The sequence below is a fragment of the Gemmatimonadaceae bacterium genome (assembly GCA_036504815.1).
GTDB lineage: Bacteria > Gemmatimonadota > Gemmatimonadetes > Gemmatimonadales > Gemmatimonadaceae > PNKL01.
In genome coordinates, this window is sequence record DASXUN010000021.1 from 510,862 (window position 1) to 529,840 (window position 18,979).

At 67.4% G+C, this 18,979-nt stretch carries 18 protein-coding genes; 5 read left to right on the top strand and 13 right to left on the bottom strand.

The features are described 5' to 3' along the window. Positions 1-93: 93 nt before the first annotated feature. From VGJ96_11870 to VGJ96_11900, 7 genes are all read right to left on the bottom strand, one after another. Complete coding sequence (locus tag VGJ96_11870) at positions 94-546, bottom strand: SUF system NifU family Fe-S cluster assembly protein (protein ID HEY3287804.1); 453 nt, start codon at positions 544-546, stop codon at positions 94-96. 5 nt (positions 547-551) lie between these two features. After that, a complete protein-coding gene (locus VGJ96_11875; GenBank protein ID HEY3287805.1) occupies positions 552-1,787 on the bottom strand; it encodes a SufS family cysteine desulfurase in 1,236 nt (411 codons plus the stop codon). Positions 1,788-1,794: 7 nt separating this feature from the next. Further along, positions 1,795-2,268: an SUF system NifU family Fe-S cluster assembly protein gene (locus VGJ96_11880; protein HEY3287806.1), complete on the bottom strand. Its 474-nt coding sequence runs from the start codon at positions 2,266-2,268 to the stop codon at positions 1,795-1,797. Between the two features lie 10 nt (positions 2,269-2,278). Continuing rightward, positions 2,279-3,589: a Fe-S cluster assembly protein SufD gene (gene sufD, locus VGJ96_11885; GenBank protein ID HEY3287807.1), complete on the bottom strand. Its 1,311-nt coding sequence runs from the start codon at positions 3,587-3,589 to the stop codon at positions 2,279-2,281. Then, positions 3,586-4,344 (bottom strand): Fe-S cluster assembly ATPase SufC, encoded by a 759-nt coding sequence (gene sufC, locus VGJ96_11890; protein ID HEY3287808.1) that lies wholly within the window; start codon positions 4,342-4,344, stop codon positions 3,586-3,588. The genes sufD and sufC overlap by 4 nt, the downstream gene beginning before the upstream one ends. A gap of 117 nt (positions 4,345-4,461) precedes the next feature. Then, positions 4,462-5,895, bottom strand: coding sequence for a Fe-S cluster assembly protein SufB (gene sufB / locus VGJ96_11895; protein HEY3287809.1), 1,434 nt, complete (start codon positions 5,893-5,895; stop codon positions 4,462-4,464). After that, the gene (locus VGJ96_11900) at positions 5,892-6,584 is read right to left on the bottom strand and encodes a helix-turn-helix domain-containing protein (protein HEY3287810.1); all 693 of its coding nucleotides are present in this window, start codon (positions 6,582-6,584) and stop codon (positions 5,892-5,894) included. The genes sufB and VGJ96_11900 overlap by 4 nt, the downstream gene beginning before the upstream one ends. 278 nt (positions 6,585-6,862) lie before the next feature. Here VGJ96_11900 and VGJ96_11905 point away from each other — a divergent pair, with 278 nt between their 5' ends. Then, on the top strand, positions 6,863-7,300 hold the full coding sequence (locus tag VGJ96_11905) for a hypothetical protein (protein ID HEY3287811.1): 438 nt from the start codon (positions 6,863-6,865) through the stop codon (positions 7,298-7,300). Positions 7,301-7,492: 192 nt separating this feature from the next. On the opposite strand, the gene VGJ96_11910 is transcribed toward VGJ96_11905, so the two are convergent. Continuing rightward, entirely contained in the window at positions 7,493-8,599 is a 1,107-nt protein-coding gene (locus VGJ96_11910; GenBank protein HEY3287812.1) for a hypothetical protein, read from the bottom strand. A 188-nt stretch (positions 8,600-8,787) separates the two neighbouring features. On the opposite strand from VGJ96_11910, the gene VGJ96_11915 reads away from it, so the two are divergent. Next, positions 8,788-10,653, top strand: coding sequence for a CocE/NonD family hydrolase (locus tag VGJ96_11915; GenBank protein ID HEY3287813.1), 1,866 nt, complete (start codon positions 8,788-8,790; stop codon positions 10,651-10,653). A 75-nt stretch (positions 10,654-10,728) separates the two neighbouring features. Here the strand turns inward: VGJ96_11915 and VGJ96_11920 are convergent, their stop codons facing one another. After that, the gene (locus VGJ96_11920; protein HEY3287814.1) at positions 10,729-11,301 is read right to left on the bottom strand and encodes a nucleotidyltransferase family protein; all 573 of its coding nucleotides are present in this window, start codon (positions 11,299-11,301) and stop codon (positions 10,729-10,731) included. Then, on the bottom strand, positions 11,301-12,269 hold the full coding sequence (locus VGJ96_11925; GenBank protein ID HEY3287815.1) for an FAD binding domain-containing protein: 969 nt from the start codon (positions 12,267-12,269) through the stop codon (positions 11,301-11,303). The genes VGJ96_11920 and VGJ96_11925 overlap by 1 nt, the downstream gene beginning before the upstream one ends. A gap of 47 nt (positions 12,270-12,316) precedes the next feature. On the opposite strand from VGJ96_11925, the gene VGJ96_11930 reads away from it, so the two are divergent. After that, a complete protein-coding gene (locus VGJ96_11930) occupies positions 12,317-13,450 on the top strand; it encodes a hypothetical protein (protein ID HEY3287816.1) in 1,134 nt (377 codons plus the stop codon). Here the strand turns inward: VGJ96_11930 and VGJ96_11935 are convergent. Further along, a complete protein-coding gene (locus tag VGJ96_11935; protein HEY3287817.1) occupies positions 13,447-15,528 on the bottom strand; it encodes a DPP IV N-terminal domain-containing protein in 2,082 nt (693 codons plus the stop codon). The two genes, VGJ96_11930 and VGJ96_11935, sit on opposite strands and share 4 nt — an antisense overlap. A gap of 68 nt (positions 15,529-15,596) precedes the next feature. After that, entirely contained in the window at positions 15,597-16,583 is a 987-nt protein-coding gene (locus VGJ96_11940) for a ChaN family lipoprotein (protein ID HEY3287818.1), read from the bottom strand. Between the two features lie 345 nt (positions 16,584-16,928). On the opposite strand from VGJ96_11940, the gene VGJ96_11945 reads away from it, so the two are divergent. After that, entirely contained in the window at positions 16,929-17,651 is a 723-nt protein-coding gene (locus VGJ96_11945) for a hypothetical protein (GenBank protein ID HEY3287819.1), read from the top strand. On the opposite strand, the gene VGJ96_11950 is transcribed toward VGJ96_11945, so the two are convergent. Next, positions 17,621-18,181 (bottom strand): thioredoxin family protein, encoded by a 561-nt coding sequence (locus VGJ96_11950; protein HEY3287820.1) that lies wholly within the window; start codon positions 18,179-18,181, stop codon positions 17,621-17,623. The two genes, VGJ96_11945 and VGJ96_11950, sit on opposite strands and share 31 nt — an antisense overlap. 129 nt (positions 18,182-18,310) lie before the next feature. Here VGJ96_11950 and VGJ96_11955 point away from each other — a divergent pair, with 129 nt between their 5' ends. After that, a complete protein-coding gene (locus VGJ96_11955) occupies positions 18,311-18,976 on the top strand; it encodes a M23 family metallopeptidase (protein ID HEY3287821.1) in 666 nt (221 codons plus the stop codon). Positions 18,977-18,979 lie beyond the last annotated feature (3 nt).

The window sequence follows — 18,979 nt, forward strand, 5'->3', positions numbered from 1 at the left end:
GGCGGATGGCAGAGACAGCATGTGCGTCGTGCCGTGCGTCATCTGCCCTCCGCCATCTGCCATCCGCCATCCGCCATCCGCCGTCTGTCGCTCCTACCCCCTCGACTGCTCCAGCGCCCCAAGCAACGCTCGCCATGGCAACTTCGCGCACCTATGGCGCGCCGGGAACGACGCCACGCCGGCGAGTGCGCTCAACTCACCCAGCGACTCTTCCGCCTCGCCACTCGCGAGCATCTCGTCGAAGCGACGGGCGAGCACGCCGATCTCCTCGGGGGTGCGGTTGCGCACGAGCTCCATCAGCATCGAGGACGTCGCCTGCATGATGGAGCAGCCCGTGCCCGTGTACCGCGCCTCGACGACCACACCGCCCTGCGCCCGGACGGCCACACTGACATCGTCGCCGCAGAGCGGGTTCTTCTCCGCGTGCACACCGGTGGCGCCGTCGAGCGCTCCCTTGTGGCGCGGACGCCGGTAGTGGTCGAGGATGCGCTCCTGATAGAGGGCCGCGAGGCCCGCGTTCCCTCTCGCCGGCGTCGGCGCCGTCATATGAATCAGGCGTGGGCGTGGAAGCGCGTCTTCGCCTTCTGCAACGACTCCACGAGCGCGTCCACGTCCGCTTCGGTGTTGTACACGTAGAAGCTCGCCCGCACCGTCGCGCTCTGGTGGATGGCGCGCATCAGGGGCTGGGCGCAGTGATGGCCGGCGCGGACACAGACGCCGTCCACGTCCAGCATCGTGCTGAGGTCGTGCGGATGGATGTCGTCCAGGTTGAAGCTCACGACGCCGCTGCGCGCGTCCGCCTCGTGCGGCCCGTAGAGTTGCAGCCCCTCGATGGCCGCGAGCTGCTCCATCGCGTAGCGGGTGAGCGCCACTTCGTGCGCCCGCACCGCGTCCATGCCCAGCGCGTCGAGGTACTGCACGGCGGCGGCGAGTCCCACGGCGCCTTCGACATTCGGGGTGCCGGCTTCGAACTTGTGCGGCGGCACGTTCCATGTGGTGTCGCCGTCAAAGACGAACTCGATCATGTCGCCGCCGAACTGGTACGGATGCATCGTCTCGAGCACCCGCCGCCGCACGATGACGCCGCCAATCCCCATCGGGCCCAGCATCTTGTGGCCGCTGAACGCGTAGGCGTCCACGCCCAGGTCGTCGAAGGCGACGCGCAGGTGCGGCGCCCCCTGCGCGCCATCGCAGAACGCCACCGCGCCAATGGCGTGCGCGATCTTCACGATCTCTCGCACGTCGTTGATGGTGCCCAGCGCGTTCGACACGTGCCCGAACGCCACCACCTTGGTGTTGGCGGTCACGAGCAGGCGCAGCTGGTCGAGATCGACGCGGCCGTCCTTCGTCAGCTCGCAGATGCGGAACTCGGCGCCAACGGCGCGGGCCAGCTGCTGCCACGGGACGAAGTTCGCATGGTGCTCCAGGCGCGTCACCACGATGCGGTCGCCGCGGTGCACGTGCGGCACGCCCCACCCGGTGGCCAGCAGGTTCACGGCCTCGGTGGTCCCGCGCGTGAAGAGGAGCGAATCGACGTCAGCCGCGCCCAGGAAGCGCGCGATCTCGGCGCGCGCGCCGTGATACGCCTCGGTGGCGGCGCCGCTCAGCTTGTAGGCGCCACGATGCGGATTGGCATTCACCGTCTCGTAGTACGTGCGGAGGGCGTCGAGCACCACGCCCGGCTTCTGCGACGTCGCCGCCGAATCGAGATAGACAAGCCCGGGATTGGCCGCGAGCAGCGGGAAGTCGGCCCGGAGGTTCCTGAACCCTGCACCGGCGGTGCGCATCTCGCCTTTACTCCGTGCTCACCGTGCTCACCGGGGTCGCCGCCGGCGCCGCGTCGTTGCGCAGCAGCGCCGCGTGCATGGCGTGCCACGCGAGCGAGGCGCACTTCACGCGCAGCGGGAACCGCGACACGCCACCCAGCGCCTTCAGCGAGCCCAGCGCCTCGGCATCCTCGGGATGCGTGCCGGTCACCACGCCGTGGAACTTGGTGAAGATCGCCTCGGCTTCCTCGCGCGACTTGCCCTTGATCGCCGCCGTCATCAGCGACGCGCTCGCCTTGGAGATGGCGCAGCCGCTCCCCTGGAACGACACGTCGCTGATCACGTCCCCGTCGAGCTTCAGCCAGATGGTGAGCTGGTCGCCGCAGAGGGGGTTCTTCCCCTCGGCGTGCGTGCTCGCATCCTCCATGACGCGGAAATTCCGCGGCCGGCGGTTGTGGTCGAGGATGATGCTCTGGTACAGCTCGTCGAGTTCGGCGGACACGCGAAAGCCCTCAGGCCGTTTCCGGCGGGATGAAGCGTTCGAACAGCAGGCCCTCGAGCGCCACCTTCAGCGGCTCGAGCTCGATCAGCTCCAGCACCTCGGCGGCGAAGGCGTAGGTGAGCAGCGCGCGCGTGCGGTCCGCGCCAATGCCGCGGCTCTTCATGTAGAACTGCGCCATCTCGTCCAGGCGGCCCACCGTCGCGCCGTGCGTGCACTTCACGTCGTCCGCGAAGATCTCAAGCTGCGGCTTGGTGTCCACCCGCGCGCCGTCCCCGATGAGCAGGGCGTGGTTGGTCTGCTTGCCGTCGGTCTGCTGGGCCTGCGGATCGACGTAGACCTTGCCGTTGAAGACGCCGTGCGACGTGCCGTCGAGGATGCCCTTGTACACCTCGCGGCTCGAACAGGCCGGCGCGATGTGCTCCACGAACGTCTGGTGGTCGGCATGCTGCGCCTCTTCCAGCGCGTACAGCCCATTGAGCCGCACTTCGGCGTTCGGGCCGAGCAGCTTGGAGTAGACGTTGGTGCGCGAGAGCTGGGCGCCCGTGGCGAAGGAAAAGGCGTGGTAGATCGAGTCGCGCCCCTGCGTCGCCTGCGTCGTGCCGACATGGAAGGCGTCGCCGCCCTCGCGCTGCACCTTGTAGTGATCGACGCGCGCGTTGTCGCCCACCACCACTTCGGCCACATGATTGGTGAAATACGCGCCGCCGCCGAGCGTCGCGAACGTCTCGACCAGCGTCACCTGCGCGCCGCGCTCGGCGATCACCAGCGTGCGCGGATGCAGCGAGGCGTTGTTGGCGTGCGCATCGGTGAGGTAGAGAATGTGGATCGGCGTCTCGAGGGCGACGTCCTTCGGCACGCGGATCACGACGCCGTCGGCCATGAAGGCCGTGTTCAGCGCCGTGAAGGCCTGCGTGGCGGGCGCCAGCGTCCCGAGGCGCTCGGCGAGCAGTTCCGGCGCCTCCTTGAGCGCCTCGCCGAACGTCATCACCTGCGCATCCACGTCGAGCTCGGCAAACGACGACAGCGCGGGCTCATACCGGCCGTTCACGAAGACCAGCAGGTGCCAGTCCTTCTGGCCGTAGGTGAACTGCGAGATGTCATCGCCGGTCAGCGTCGTCCCCGACGACCTGGCCGGACGGAAGGTGCGCTCGGCGATCGGCGAGACCGACGTGAAGTGCCAGTCCTCGTCGCGCGTCGTCGGAAAGCCCACCGCCTCGAAGTGCTCGATGGCGGCGATCTTCAGCTTGGGGAGCCAGTCCTTCGCCGCCGACGGGTGGCTGACGTTCTCGAACAGCTCGCGGTAGTTCGGATGCGCGCTCACGCCGACGCTCCCGCCGTCTCGAGCAGCCAGTCGTAGCCGCGCTCCTCGAGCTCGAGCGCCAGGTCCTTGCCGCCCGACCGCACGATGCGCCCCTGCGCCAGCACGTGCACGTAGTCCGGCACGATGTAGTTGAGGAGGCGCTGGTAGTGCGTCACCACGATCGTCGCGTTGTCCGGGCGCTTCAGCTTGTTCACGCCCTCGGCGACAATGCGCAGCGCGTCGATGTCGAGCCCCGAGTCCGTCTCGTCGAGGATCGCCAGCTTCGGCGAGAGCACGGCCATCTGCAGGATCTCGTTGCGCTTCTTCTCGCCGCCCGAGAAGCCCGCGTTCACGGAGCGCTGCAGCATCTCTTCCGTCATCTCGACGATCTTGAGCTTCTGGGCCATGATGTCGAGGAACTCCATCGGGTCCACTTCCTCCTCGCCGCGCGCCTTGCGGACCTCGTTGTAGGCGGCGCGCAGGAAGTAGGCGTTGGAGACGCCGGGAATTTCCACCGGGTACTGGAACGCGAGGAAGATGCCCTGCTGGGCGCGCACCTCGGCGTCCATCTCGAGCAGGTCCTGTCCCTCGTACGTCACCGTGCCGCCCGTGACTTGGTAACCCGGATGGCCGGCGATGACCTGGGCGAGCGTCGACTTGCCCGACCCGTTGGGCCCCATGATGGCATGCACCTCGCCCGGATTCACGGTGAGGGAGATGCCCTTCAGGATCTGCTTGTCGGCTACGTTCGCCGTGAGGTTTTCAATCTTCAGCATGCGTATTTGTGTGTCGGAAAGTGATGGCAGATGGCAGATGGCAGATGGCGGATGGCAGGAGAAGGTTCGGACGGTCGGGGCACTTATCTGCCATCCGCCATCCGCCTTCTGCCATCTCTATCCAACCGACCCCTCAAGTGAGATTCCCAGCAGCTGCTGCGCCTCGAGCGCAAACTCCATCGGCAGCTCCTTGAAGACTTCCTTGCAGAAGCCGGCGACGATGAGCGAGATGGCGTGCTCGGCGTTCAGGCCGCGCTGCTTGCAGTAGAAGATCTGGTCCTCGCCGATCTTCGACGTGCTCGCCTCGTGCTCGAGCGTCGCCGTGTTGTTGGCGATCTCGATGTACGGGAAGGTGTGCGCGCCGCACTGGTTGCCGATCAGCATCGAGTCGCACTGCGTGTAGTTGCGGGCGCCCGACGCCTTCGGGAGCACCTTCACCTGGCCGCGATACGAGTTCTGCCCGTGGCCGGCCGAGATGCCCTTGGAGATGATCGTCGACTTCGTGTTCTTGCCGATGTGGATCATCTTCGTCCCCGTGTCGGCCTGCTGGTGGTTGTTCACCACCGCCACCGAGTAGAACTCGCCGGTGGAGTTGTCGCCCTGCAGGATGACGCTCGGGTACTTCCACGTGATCGCCGAGCCGGTCTCGACCTGCGTCCACGAGATCTTGCTGTTGGTGAACGCCTTGCCGCGCTTGGTCACGAAGTTGTAGATGCCGCCCACGCCGTCCTTGTCGCCGGCGTACCAGTTCTGGACGGTGCTGTACTTCACCTGCGCGTTGTCGAGGGCGACGATCTCCACGACCGCCGCATGCAGCTGGTTGGTGCTGCGCCGCGGGGCGGTGCACCCCTCGAGGTAGCTGACGTACGCCCCGTCGTCCGCGACGATGAGCGTCCGCTCGAACTGGCCGGTGTCGGCCGCGTTGATGCGGAAGTACGTCGACAGCTCCAGCGGGCAGCGCACGCCCTTCGGGATGTAGACGAAGGAACCGTCGCTGAAGACCGCCGAGTTGAGCGCGGCGAAGAAATTGTCCGAGTACGGGACGACCGATCCCAGGTACTTCTGCACCAGCTCGGGGTGCTCGAGCACCGCCTCGCCGAACGAGCAGAAGATGACGCCGTGCTTCCGGAGCTCCTCCTTCATCGTCGTGCCGACCGAGACGGAGTCGAAGATCGCGTCCACCGCGACGCCGGAGAGCCGTTTCTGTTCATTGAGCGAGATGCCGAGCTTCTCGTACGTCTTGAGAATCTCCGGATCCACCTCCTCGAGCGACTGCAGCGGCTTCACGCTCCGCGGCGCGGAGTAGTACGTCTGCGCCTGATAGTCGATCTCGTTGTATTTCACGTTCGGCCAGCGCGGCTCGGTCATCGCCTGCCAGCGTTTGAACGCCTTCAGGCGCCAGTCGAGCAGCCACTCCGGCTCATGCTTGCGCGCCGAGATCAGGCGGACCGTCTCCTCGGTGAGGCCCCGCGGGATCGCGTCGGACTCGATGTCGGTGACGAAGCCGTACTGGTATTCCTTGTTGACCAGGGATTCGATCGAAGAACTCATCGCGTTGTCTCAGGTGTGGAAACAGGCAGGGGCACGGCCTTGGGCGCGCGTCCGATGGCACCGTACTCGCAGGCGCTGCAGCCGTCCTTCAGGTGCTGGCGGCGCTCGACTGGGGCGTCGAGCACCGCCTCGATGAACTCCGCCTCGGCGGAGCAGACTTCCGGAAAGCGCAGCGCGATCTCGCGCACGGCGCAGTTGTGGTGCCGAATGGTCGTGGCATTGCCGAGGCCGGCAATCGCCTCGCTCATGTAGCCCTCGGCCGCGAGGAGCTCGGCGAGGAGCTGCGCCCGTTCCTGGAGCGGCAGCGTGGCCAGGCGCGGCTTTGCGGCCTCCGCCATCGCGTCCCACCGACGGCGGAACAGCTGGACCACCGCCTCGGTTCCCTCGCGCTCGCGCAGCGAGGTGAGTGCATCCATGAGCGGGTCGATGTAGGCGCGCGGAAAGAGCGCTTCGCCCGCCTCGCTCAACGAGTACGAGAAGACCGGCGCCCCTTGGCCGCGAATCTCGCGGCGGTAGACGATCAGCCCTGCATCGAGAAGCTCCGTCAGGTGCCGGCGCAGCGCATTGTCGGTGACGCCGAACTGCTTGGCGAGCGCCTTGATGGTAAGCGGCTGCTCCTTCCGGAGCGCGACGAGGATATCGCTCCGAAGGCCCTTGAATCCGGCGAGGGTGAGAGAGGTGGCCGCCATACCGATAAAGCTAGTCGGGAAGGGTGAATTTGCAAACGAAAACGTGTGAGAAATGGAGACTTCGCTGGCCACCGGTAGTGAACACGCCCCAGCAATGTGGACAACCCGCTGTTTGTATTGGCAAACAAATGTGTAGTGTATTGATGTAACATCCTATTAATAAATGGTTTACATAAGTACTATACGGTGAATTGAAGTACCTTGGTTAACTCCTCTTCCTCCGCAGCGTCTACGGTGCAACGGGGCAGTTCAGTCCCGACGCACATCCGGAGGTGCAGATGCGCACCATCAAGTTCCTGGGCCTTGTTGCGGCGATGGCCGTGGCCGCACTCCCAGCCCGCGCGCAGGGAAGCCTGCAACCCGGGCAGTTCCCGGCCGTCGATCGACTGGCTCGCATCGAGGCAAATCGTCTGGTGCATCGGCAGCAGTTGCGGGAGATGCGCGGGCAGCGCCTGGCGCGGATGCAGGGCCACGGCCGGTTCGCGCGCGCGCACGGCGTCCGCGCGGGCATTCGGGCGGGCGCGCGTGCCGGGCTCCGGGCCGGCCTGCGGGCCGGACGCCTCGACAACGCCACGCCGGAACAGAAGGCATTCGTCGAGCAGCTGCGCACGCAGCGCCAGTCGGTTCGCGCCCAGGTGCTGGAGGGCAAGCTGACGCGAGAACAGGCGCGGGCGCAGATGCGGGCCTGGATCACGGAACATCGGCCCAGGAAGTAGGTATTACACTCAGCCTCCAGGGGTGGGGGTGAGAACGCCAACGCCGCAACGGCTCACACAGCGCTGCGGCGTTGGTCGTTTCCGTCCCTCCCGACGGACGATGAAGGGCCGGCTTTCGCCGGCCCTTGGTCGCAAATCGCTCTCCTCAATCGGTATCCTGGATCCCGTTCCGGATTCCCAATCCTCAGTCTGTCACTTCCTGTGGTAATTGACGATCGGCAAGAACTTCACATTCGCATTCCGCGCGATGTTGATCACGCCGATCTGCATGCCGTTGAGTTCGCGGGCGTAGTTCACCAGGCCAATCGTGAGGCCGGTCTGCTGGCCGCGCATGGCGTTCACCGCCGAGACGGAAACACCGCGCATGCTGCCGCCCTTCTCGAGGCGGGCGAGCACCGGCGCCACCATCAGGCCGTTCATGTGGTTGGCGCCGATCATCGGTGCCATGGCGAACTTCCTGATGGTCGGCGAGCCAATGCCCACACCCGCGATGGCGATACCGTCCACGCTCCGGCCGGCGCCGACGCCAATCGCTCCGATGGCCACGCCGCGCAGGTCACCGCCGACGCCAAACCCGACGCCGCCGAATCCAACGCCGCGGAAATCACCGCCGACGCCGGCGCCAATGCCGCCGACGAGCACGCCACGCCCGTTGCCGCCGGCGCCCACGCCGATGCCACCCGCCGCGATCCCGCTGAAGTCGCCGCCCACGCCGGCGCCGATGCCGCCCAGCAGCAGGCCACGGCCGCTACCGCCCGCGCCCACGCCCACCAATCCGGCGGCGGCGCCGCGGATGCTGCCGCCTACGCCCGCGCCCACGCCGCCGAGCAGGATGCCGTGCACGTCGCCGCCAGCGCCGGCGCCGATGCCGCCCAGGGCGAGGCCGTCGAGGTCACCGCCCGTGCCCACGCCGACACCGGCAACGGTGATCCCGCGCACGCGGCCGCCGCTCCCGACGCCGACTGGGGCGACGGCAATGCCCTTCAGCTCTTTCGCGACTCCGATGCCAAAGAGGCTGGCGGCGATACCGTGCACCGATCCTGCGCCAGTCATCGGCAGGCCGACGGCAAAGCCGCGGACCTCACCGCTCATCGGTTCGTAGGGGGTCCAGATGGTGACGTTGGCACCCTTCACGGACTGCAGGTCACGGTCGCGGAAGTTGAGGCGCAGCCCGGCGACATTCGGGTAGTTGCCGATGGAGAGGCCGTGGCGCACCGGGCGCGCACTCGAGGCGTCCTGCGCCAGTGCGGGGATCGTGACGGCGACAAGCGCGAACGCGATGGCAGTCTGGAGACGCATGGAACAGCTCTCGTCCTGGGGTGGAGACGGGTGGTGATCTGGGCCTTACGATCCCGGCAACGTTCAGGTTTCTGCGCGCAACGCCAGGCGCACGCCCCACCCTTCGACACATTCACGGAGCAAAGGGTTTCGCGGTGTTCCCGCGTGACCGAGGGCGCCGTACCTTCTGCCCATCACAGGGGGACTCCATGGTCACCGTCCGCTCGCGCCGCCTGGCGCGCCCGACCCTCGCCGTCGCGCTCCTTGCGCTTGCGGCGCTCAGCTTGATCGCGCCCGCCATCGCGGCGCAGGACACCGTCGCCGCCGCACCGGAATACACGTTCCGTCAGGTGATGATTCCCATGCGCGACGGAGTGAAGCTCAATACCGTCATCTTCGCACCCCGGGATCAGCGCGAGCCGCTGCCGTTCATGTTCATCCGCACGCCGTACGGCGCGCCGCAGGAGCGGTTCCCGATCGCCGGCGCGTACCCCGAACTTGCGGCCGAGCGATACATCTTCGTGATGCAGGACATCCGCGGACGCTACAAGAGCGAGGGACAGTTCGTGATGCAGCGGCCGCCACGCATCGTCGACGGCCCAGGGCCGCGTGTGGATGAATCGACCGACGCGTGGGACACCATCGACTGGCTGCTGAAGAACGTCGCCAGCCACAACGGCAAGGTGGGGATGATGGGCGTCTCGTACCCGGGCTGGCTGACCGCGATGGCCATGCTCGACCCGCATCCCGCTCTCGCGGCGGTCAGCCCGCAGGCGTCACCGGCCGACATGTGGATTGGCGACGACTTCCACCACAACGGCGCGTTCCGCCTGAGCTACGGCTTCGAGTACGCCGCGATGATGGAGACGTCCAAGGAAAGCGAGCAGTTCGCTTTCGACCGCTACGACACCTTCGACTGGTACCTCAAGCTCGGCTCGCTCGCGAACGTCAACGCCAAGTACCTCAAGGGGAAGATCCCCACGTGGAACGACTACGTGGCGCATCCCGACTATGACGGTTTCTGGCAGCGGCAGGCGATGCAGTCGTACCTGACGCGGGTCACGGTGCCCACCCTCAACGTCGCCGGCTGGTGGGACCAGGAGGACTTCTACGGGCCCGTGCACATCTACCGCACGCTCGAGAAGAAGGACGTGAAGGCCAACAACTTCCTCGTCGTCGGCCCCTGGAACCACGGCGGCTGGCGTCGCGAGGGACGCACGCTCGGCAAGATCGATTTTGGCGCCGCGACGGGCGTGGAGTACCGCGCCAAGATCGAGGCGCCGTTCTTCGCGAAGTTCCTCAAGGGGAAAGGCGACTACGTGCCCGCCGAGGCGACCGTCTTCGAGAGCGGCAGCAACACGTGGCGCACGTTCAGCGCGTGGCCGCCCCGCGAGGCGGTAACCCGGTCGCTGTACTTCCAGGCCAACGGCGAGCTTTCGCTGAAAGCGCCCACCACCACCGGCAACGACTCGTTCGTGAGCGATCCCGCGCATCCGGTGCCGTATCGCAGCCGGCCGATCGAGCCGACGTACTATGCAAAGGGTTCGGGGTGGGGCGCGTGGCTCACCGAGGATCAGCGCTTCGTGAAGGACCGTCCCGACGTGCTGACGTGGGAATCACCGACGCTGAGCGAGGACCTGGTGCTGGCCGGTGATGTCACGGCCCGGCTCTACGTCTCCACCACCGGCAGCGATGCCGACTGGATCGTGAAGCTGATCGACGTCTATCCCGAAGACTACGCAAAGAACGGAAAGCTGGGCGGCTACGAATTGATGGTGGCCAACGATGTCTTCCGGTCGCGCTACCGTGAGTCGTTCGAGACGCCGAGGGCGATGGTGCCCAATCAGGTCACGCCGGTCACCATTGACCTGCATACGCAGAGTTACCGGTTCCAGAAGGGGCATCGCGTGATGGTGCAGGTGCAGAGCACCTGGTTCCCCCTCATCGACCGCAATCCGCAGCGCTACGTGCCGAACATCTTCGAGGCGAAGGAGAGCGACTTCACGGCGCAAACACACCGTGTCTGGCGCACGCCGACGCAGGCGTCGCGGGTCGACGTGCAGGTCGTTCCCTAGGGCGTTCCAAAAAGATCTCCCGACGTCGCAGCACAGCGCCCTGGCAGGGCGCGGCCAGCGGCTGGGTCCCGTCGATCAAGTCAGATCTGACTTGGCGTCGATGTCCCGCCGCACGCCGGGATCGTCGACTGGGACCTCATGCACGCGCGCGCCGTAGGCGTGCACCACCGCGCGGGCGCCGCCATCGGTCACGGTCATCAACTCGCGCCACGACTCGCGGGAGAACCAGACGGGATGCCCGCGCCGTCCTTCGTGCACGGGGACCACAATCGGCGCGTTCGTCCGTCGCGCGGCGTCCAGCACCGCCATCGCGCTCGTGGCGTGCGCGAACGGGTGATCCACGGGCCAGACGAGGACGCCTTCGGCCGTGGTATTGGCCAATTGCGCGAGGCCAAGCCGCAGGCTGGTGATCTGCTCGTCCGTGGCGCGCGGATTCACAACCGTCCGCACGCCACCCGGGACGGTGACGTCCGGCGGGACGACGACCACCACCGGATCGGCGCCGGACGTCAGGCAGTGCTCGATCACGACGTCGACAAACCGTCGGCCGTCCGGGAGCACGGCGTTCACCTTGGGTTCACCGAAGCGCGTGCCGGCGCCGGCCGCCAGTACGATGGCGGCGAAGGGATGCTCCTTGTAAAGGCTCATCATCTCCTCGGGTCCAGCTGCCGCAGCGCGCGCCGCAGCAGCGCCTGTGCCTGCCAAACCTTGTACCCGTTGTGTTCGAGCGGCTTCGCATCGTACATCGCACGCTCGGCCAGCGCGTCAATGCTGTCGTCGTCCAGCCCGCCCGTCGCGACATCCTCCTCGACCGACGAATTGATGCGATACGGCTCGAGGGAGACGCCGCCCAGGGCCACGCGAACGCCACCATCGGCGCGCCGGTGCGCGGCGAGCGACACCGTGGCGAAATCCCACGCGCCGCGCTGCATCAGCTTCTCGTAGAACTGCGTGCCGTGCGCCGCGGAGGCCGGGAGCAGCACGGCGGCGATGAACTCGCCGATGGCGAGCGTGGTCTCGCCCTGTGCCCGGCGCGCCGCCCCGTCGAAGAGCGACTGCACGCTCACCGTGCGGGTCCCCGACGGGCCGGTCACCTCGACCGTCGCCTCGAGCGCCGTCAGCGCTACCAGTGGATCGCTCGGATGCACCGCGTGGCACGGCCCCGGGGTGAAGAGGGCATGAAAGTGGTTCTCGCCCGTCTCGGCGAGGCAATCGGTGCCGCCGTTCTTGAAGCAGGGCAGACCGCCGCGGAAATACCAGCAGCGCGGACGCTGCGCGAGGTTCCCGCCAATCGTGCCCATCGTCCGCAGCTGCGGCGTGCCCACCGATGCTGCGGCCTGCGCGAGCGCGGCATAGCGCTCGAGGATGCCGGCGTGCGACGCGAGATCCGCCAATCGCACCGCGCATCCGATGCGCGCGGAGCCGTCCTCGTTCAGCTGGACCTCGCGCGCCCCCGGCAGGCGCCGCAGGTCCACCAGCGTCTCCGGCTGCATCACCCCTTCCTTCATCGCGACCACCAGATCAGTGCCGCCGCCCAGCGGCGCCGCGTGCGGCGCGCTGAGCGCCCGGACGGCATCGTCGGGAGAGGCAGCCTGATGGACGGTGAAGGGATGCATGGCCGCAGGGTGTCGGGGGGCGGTACGCCGAAGGTACTTTGTCTATCGTGACCCGGCGATTCCTGAACAAGCTGGCCGATTACGCGTCGCGTCGCCACCTCATCGTGTCGGGCGTGGCGTGCCTTGCCGTCGTGGCCGGATGCGCACGCGACGCGACGCGTAGTGCGAGCGGCGACGCGGGCGCAGCGCCACCCGTGGCCGACAGCGCCGCCCGGCACCGCGCCGACTCGGCGGCGGCGATGGCGGCCGTGCGTGACACCGCACTCGCCCGCCGGCTCTCGCCCACAGCGGAGTCGCTCGCGCCGTACCTCGTTTTCACGCCGGCCGAGGAACGCCTGTTCGTGGCCGCGGTGCGCAACAAGCGCTGGCTGCTCGACGAGGGGCGCATTGACGTCGATGTACGAAAGGACAGTGCGAAGATGCGCGCGTTCCGTGAGGCGGCGCCCGTTTTGAGTCCCGTGCCGGCACGCGGCGTCCTTCGCCTGTGGTGGGCGCAGGGGGCGGAAGATGTCGTCGTGGATTCCTTCGCGGTCTACAACGGGCGCATCGTGCGGGGCGTCCTTGGCTCGGCGGCGCTCGACAGCGCGGCGCGCGGTCCGGGAAACTTTGCGGCGCTCGCCGTGCGCGCCGACAGCGCCCGTGCGCCTGTGCCCACGACGTGCGACCTGCGTGCCGCACCGGACAGCGCGACGCTCGCCACGCTGGCCGCGCTCACGCCGGCGGAGCGCCGGGCGCGCGCCGCCGGCAAGTCGACCGACAGCGCGTTCAGCGCGCGGGTGCTCTTCGTGCGCGACTCGCTGGAAGGTGTGCTGCGCCTCGAACGGCCGCCGTACGAGCGCCTGCAACGCCGCACGAAGCTCGCGTGGAGCCAGGTGCGCGGGTGTTTTGGCAGCGCGCGCCGGGCGCTGGTGGTGAGCCTGCGCGCCGGCGACGCGGAGTGGGTGCGCGAGCGGCTCGTGCTCATCAGTCCCGACGGTGCCGTGATGGCGCTGCGCGTGAACGACGGCCGGTTCCGCGCGCACGACCTGCTGACGGCGTTCGACGCCGATGGCGACGGCGTGGACGACCTGGCGGCGCGCGGCACGACGCAGCGCGCCGGCGGCACGTCCATCTTGCGCGTGGATCTGACCAGGAAACTCGCGGAGCGCCTGGCGGCGGGTTTCGCGTGGGAAGTGTTCTAGGGCGCCTTCGCCTCGAGCACCAGGTTCTGGATGAAGAACTCCATCATCCGCTGCATGTTGAGCGCGCTGTGCCCCGCGTCCGGCCCCACTTGCACCTCGAAGCTCTTCCCGGCGCGCTGCAGCGCCTGGATGAGCTGCATGGCATTGTTGGGGTGCACGTTGTCATCGGCGGTGCCGTAGTAGATCATCAGCCGCCCCTTGAGCTTCGACGCGTACGCCATCGCGCTCCCCTTCTGGTAGCCGGCCTCGTTTTCCTGCGGCGTGTACATGTACCGCTCGGTGTAGATCGTGTCGTAATGGTGCCAGCTGGTCACTGCCGACTGCGCCGACGCGGCGGCGAATAGGTCGGGGTAGCGCAGGATCGCCATCGCCGACGCGAAGCCGCCGTATGAGGTGCCGAAGATGCCAATGCGCCGGGCGTCCACGTACGGCAGGGTGCCCAGGTACTTCGCGGCCTCGGCGAGATCGTCGATCTCCGTCTGGCCAAGTTTCAGGTAGATCGCATCGAGCGCCTTCTTGCCCACGCCCGCCGCACTGCGCGTATCGAGCGTCACGACGATGAACCCGTACTCCGCCATCGCCGACGGCGGCGCGTAGGCCTCGCGCGCGCCGTTGGTGGCCGGACCGTTGTAGACGGAGAAGAGCACCGGGTACTTCTTCGCCGGGTCGAAGTTCGACGGCTTGTTGATCATGCCGAAGTGCCTGGTGGCGCCGTCGGCGGCCGTGTACGTGAACATCTCGACCGGCTTGAAGCCCTCCGCCGTCAGGCCGCTGATATCGCTCTCGGCGATCATCGCCACCGGCTTCCCCTTGGCATCCCGCAGCGTCGTGACCGGCGCGATGGCGTGCGTCTGGGCGACGTCGGTGAAGAACTTGCCGTCGGGCGAAACGCTGACCGTGTGGTTGAACGCTGGATCGGTGAGGCGCGTGTCGCCCTTGCCGTCGAGGCCCACGCGGTGGAGCTGCAGCTTCATGTAGTTGTCGCCGCTGCGCGCGTAGTACCACAGCACCTTCGCCTGCTCGTCCACCTTCACGATGCCGGCGACTTCAAACGGATGCTGCGTCAGCGTGGCGAGCAGCTTCCCCGCGACATCGTACAGATAGTAGTTCTTGAAGCCGTTGCGCTCGGACTCCCAGATGAAGCGCTTGCCGTCGTTGAGCCAGCGCAGCGCGGGATGGTTCTCCGTCCAGCTCGGGAGCCACTCCTCGCGCACGACCGTGCGGCAGACGCCGCTGATCGGGTGACAGGCCGCGAGCTCCATGACGTTCTGCCGCCGATTGGTCCGGTGGATCAGCAGTTCGCCGCCGTCCCTGGTCCACTCGATGCCGTACACGTAGTGACCGACGGCCGCGTCGGTGAACGGCGCGCCGTCACGCACCTCGAGGCGGCGCGTCTGCTCGGTGCGTTCATTGTAGACGATCACGTCGACGACCGGATTGGCCGTCCCCGCCTTCGGGTATCCCTCCGTCATCAGCGATCCCTGCACCGTCGTCTGGTCGGTCTGCAGGTAGTAGTCCTTCACCGGCTTCTCATCGAAGCGGTAGTACGCCAGTTTCGTCCCGTCGGGCGACCACCACATGGCGGTGGTCTGGTCGAGTTCCTCGCCGTAGACCCAGCTGGCGGTGCCGTACTTGATGCGCTCCTTCTCGCTGCCGTCCGTGGTCAACTGCCGCTCGGTGGAGCCGTCGCGATACGAAAGGAAGAGATTGCGGTCGCGATAGAAGGCCTTCTTGGACGAGTCGGCCGTCCATGCCTCAGTGGACTGGCGGCCGCGGGCCGGGCCCCCGGCTCGGCGCATGCCGGGTGTGATGGCGCCACCCGACGGCGCGTCGGCCACCTGCCGAGTCGCCACGTCGAAGCGCATCCGCTTGCCGTTGCGCATGAAGTCAAACGTCTTGCCGTCGTCGCTCCACTGTGCGGTCACCGCGCCGGACTTGAAGGCGGTGACGAGCTTCGGCGCCATCAGGGTGTAGCGATCGTACCCCGGCATCGTCTTGAGCCGGTCCTGGGCGAGGAGCGGGAGCGCCGCGAGGGCAAGCAACGCGGAGACCGTGAAGCGGAGCCCGGAAATGCGCATGAGATCAGATCCAGTCGAGGTGTGGGAACAACGCGGCGCGCATCATCGATGCGCGTCGCGTCACACGATCAGTCGTTGACGGGTGGCTTGGCCGGAGCGGCAGGAATGGATGTCGGCGCCGGCGCCTTGGGCACGGGCGGCGGCTTCAGCGTGAAGACAAGGTAGTCCGCCTGCTTGCGGAGCTTCTTGCCATCGGCGGTGTCGAGGTCCACCACGGGGACGAACTCGACGAGCCCGATCTTCACGCCAGGGACACGCCGCGCCACGCGGTTGACCGTTCCCTGGCCGTACTCGGAGTGGAACGCCCCGTTGACGTGCACGATGACGGCCGCAGGGTACTTGGTGCGCGCCGCGGCGATGGCCTCGGCCATCGTCTCGTCCTTCACGCACTGGGCTTCGTAGAACCGCGTGACCATCGCGGCGGCAGAGTCGGCGGAGATCTTCGACTGGCCGTGGCCGCTCATGTCGCCCATCGATTCCTTGAAGCGGTCGAAGTACTTGTCGTTGGGGCAGACCAACTCCGCGGCGATGAAGCTGCGATCCGCCGCGGACAGCGAATCGACGGCCTTGAGTCCCTTCCGGCCCACCAGCGATGCAAGGCGGCGCGGCACATTGGCGGCGACAACCGGCCATCCCTTGGCCTTGGCAAACTCAACCAGCGGGCGGTAATCCGTCATGTACTTCGGCCACGGACGCGCCGTCTTGAGGAACTCGGCTTCGTCCGTCTTCCCCGCGAGGTAGCTGTCGACCTGCCCCTGCACGTCTCGTTCGAACATTTCGAGCGAGAGAACGACCTGCGGATGGCGCCGGCCGATCCCCTCGAGCGCGGCACGCTCGAGCCGGTGGGTTCCCGGGTCGTCGTGCTGTTCGCCGAGGAAGACGAGGTCCTGCTTCGCGACCTCGGCGAGCACTGACTCGAAGTCGGTGAAGCGCTTCTTGCTGGATTTGTACGCGCGGTGCGGCGTGTACGAGGAGACCGAGGCGATGTGACGCGAAATGGCGGAATCCGGCGCCTGTGCAGGCTGCTGGGTCGGCACCTGAATGGCGAAAAGCAAAGTTGCTGTTAGAAACATTAATAGCGTCCCTGTTGATTTCGCCTCGAATCAGGCTTGTATTTGCACAAAATAAAGATAAGCTATTAAAGGCAAATAGATGGAGTCCGGTTGCAGCTGAACATCGAAATACTACGGGCCATCGAGGATGCCGTTGACGCCCTCTCACGTCTCGACGAGCGGGTGGGCACCGGTACGGCCGGTCTGTCCACTTTACTGCGCCTACGAAGCGCTCAAGCTATCGTGGCCGCGAATGATCGGCCACTTGAGGGCGACTCCTTAGAAGGCGAGTCCGCGGAACGCGACTCCGCTGAAAGTGACCACCGGGCACACCGGTCGCGCCCTGCAGTGCCGGACGGAGACGCGGCCTTCGCCGCGCTCCTCGGCTGGATCTACGCGTCCGACGCACGCGAGTTCATCGTGGACGATCCGCATTTGCGTCGTGTGGCGTTGGCGCTTCAGGCCGCCGCGGAGCGGGTGCGCGGCGGGAGTGTGCTGACCACCGGCGTCATTGACGATGCGTGTGCGACGGCCGAGCTGGCGACCGATCCGCTTCCCGATCTGCTGGATGCGTCACTCAGCGTCGCGGCGCACGAGTCGTGGCCAGCATTGCTGGTGGCTGCCGATCTTTCCGCGGGGGCGTGTGGTCGGGCGCGGGCAATCAGTTCGTCCATCGCCCGGGCCGTGGCGCCGCTGGCGGGCGGGCACACGGCGGATGTCTTCGTGGTGGCGCCCGTGGCGGAGGAACTGGCAGGGGCGCTGCATGGGATCGCCGGGGAGGCGCGCACGATGCGCCGGCGGGTGAATACGTATCGCGACGAAACCGCGCAGGCACTCAAGCGGAGCCTGGCGTTGGGGCGAGGCGGGCCATCGGCGGCCGCACTGGTCGGGCTGCTTGCCGGGCGACCCGCACTGACGGTAGCCGGCGCGGCGGCGGCGCTCGGACTCACGGTGCCCACCGCCGGCGCGGCGGTGGAGCGCCTGATGCAGATCGAGGTGCTGCGGGAGATCACCGGCCGCGCCCGCGACCGGGTCTTCGTCTACACGCCGGCGGTGACGCTGGCCGGCTGAGCGGCGGCGGCGCGCTCGAGAAGGGTGACGATTTCCTCGAGGGTCGTGCGCCCCTTGTCCATCGCGTACCAGCGGCGGACTTCCTTGTTGCGTTCGGCCTTCTCGAGTGCTTTCCACTCGCCGGCCACGCGCTCCTTCAGGGGCTGTGGGCGCGAACCCCACCAACCGCGCTCCTGAGCGTCGGCATCGAGGACGATCACGACCGGAATGGAACGCGAGGTGCCATTGGTCAGGTGCGCATCCATCAATTCCGGCACCGCGTCGCGGCTCACCAGGCGCAGTTCGACGTTGTTCGCCGCGTCGGCGAGCGCGCTGACCACGGGAATCAGGCTCTGCGAGTCGATGCACCAGTCTTCGGAGATGGCGAGCAGGCGCCACGTGCCGCCGAGGGCTTCGACGCGAGCGAGCAGGTCGGCGGGAACGACGGCGCGCTGGCGCTGCGCGTTCCAGAGGGGGCCGTATTCCGGGGAGGCCGCCGCCATCGCGTCAAACGTCGCCGCGTCCGTGAAGTAGTCGTGGGAGGTCTTCATATTGCTATAATACTACATACGCATATAGTGAAACGCAAGGGCCAGGCGAAACCGCAGGGGGCGCACGGGTGGCACGCACCGGGGACTTCTCGCGTGACGCCCGGCGGCGGTATTCGTTAGTGAATTGAAATGCGTCCATCGCCCGTTCTCCTCGCGCTGGCCCTGTTCTCCGCCGCGTGCGCCCCCGCGCTGCGTCCGTTCGGGCCGTTGCCTCCGGTGCGGGTGCCGCTCGAGGACTTGCCGGAGCCACCGGCCGAGTCGCCGCCGCCGGCCGCCCCCCTCGCGCTGAGCGACGAGGAGTACCTGGTGGCGCGGACGCTGATGGTGCCGGTGGACGGCATCCGTCCCGAACAGGTGTCCGACACGTACTGGCAGGTCCGGGACGGCGGTGCGCGGACCCATCAAGCGGTGGACATTCTCGCCAAGCGGGGCACGCCCGTGTTGTCGGCCGACAGTGGCACGGTCCTGCGGCTGACCAGGAACACGCTGGGTGGCATCACCATCTACTCGATCGACAGCGAGCGGCGGTTCGTCTTCTACTATGCGCACCTCGATCGCTACGCCGACGGGCTCTTTGAAGGGAAGCCCATCGCGCAGGGCGAGGTGATCGGCTACGTTGGCACGACGGGCAATGCCCCCAAGAACACGCCGCACCTGCACTTTCAGGTGATGCGCTACGTGGATGCCCGCACCTGGTGGAATGGTCCGCCGCTGGATCCGCGCCCGTTCCTCGTGCAGGCGGGCGTCCGCGGTGGAGCGGTGCGATCAACGGCGGCCATGCCGCAATCGAAGTGACCG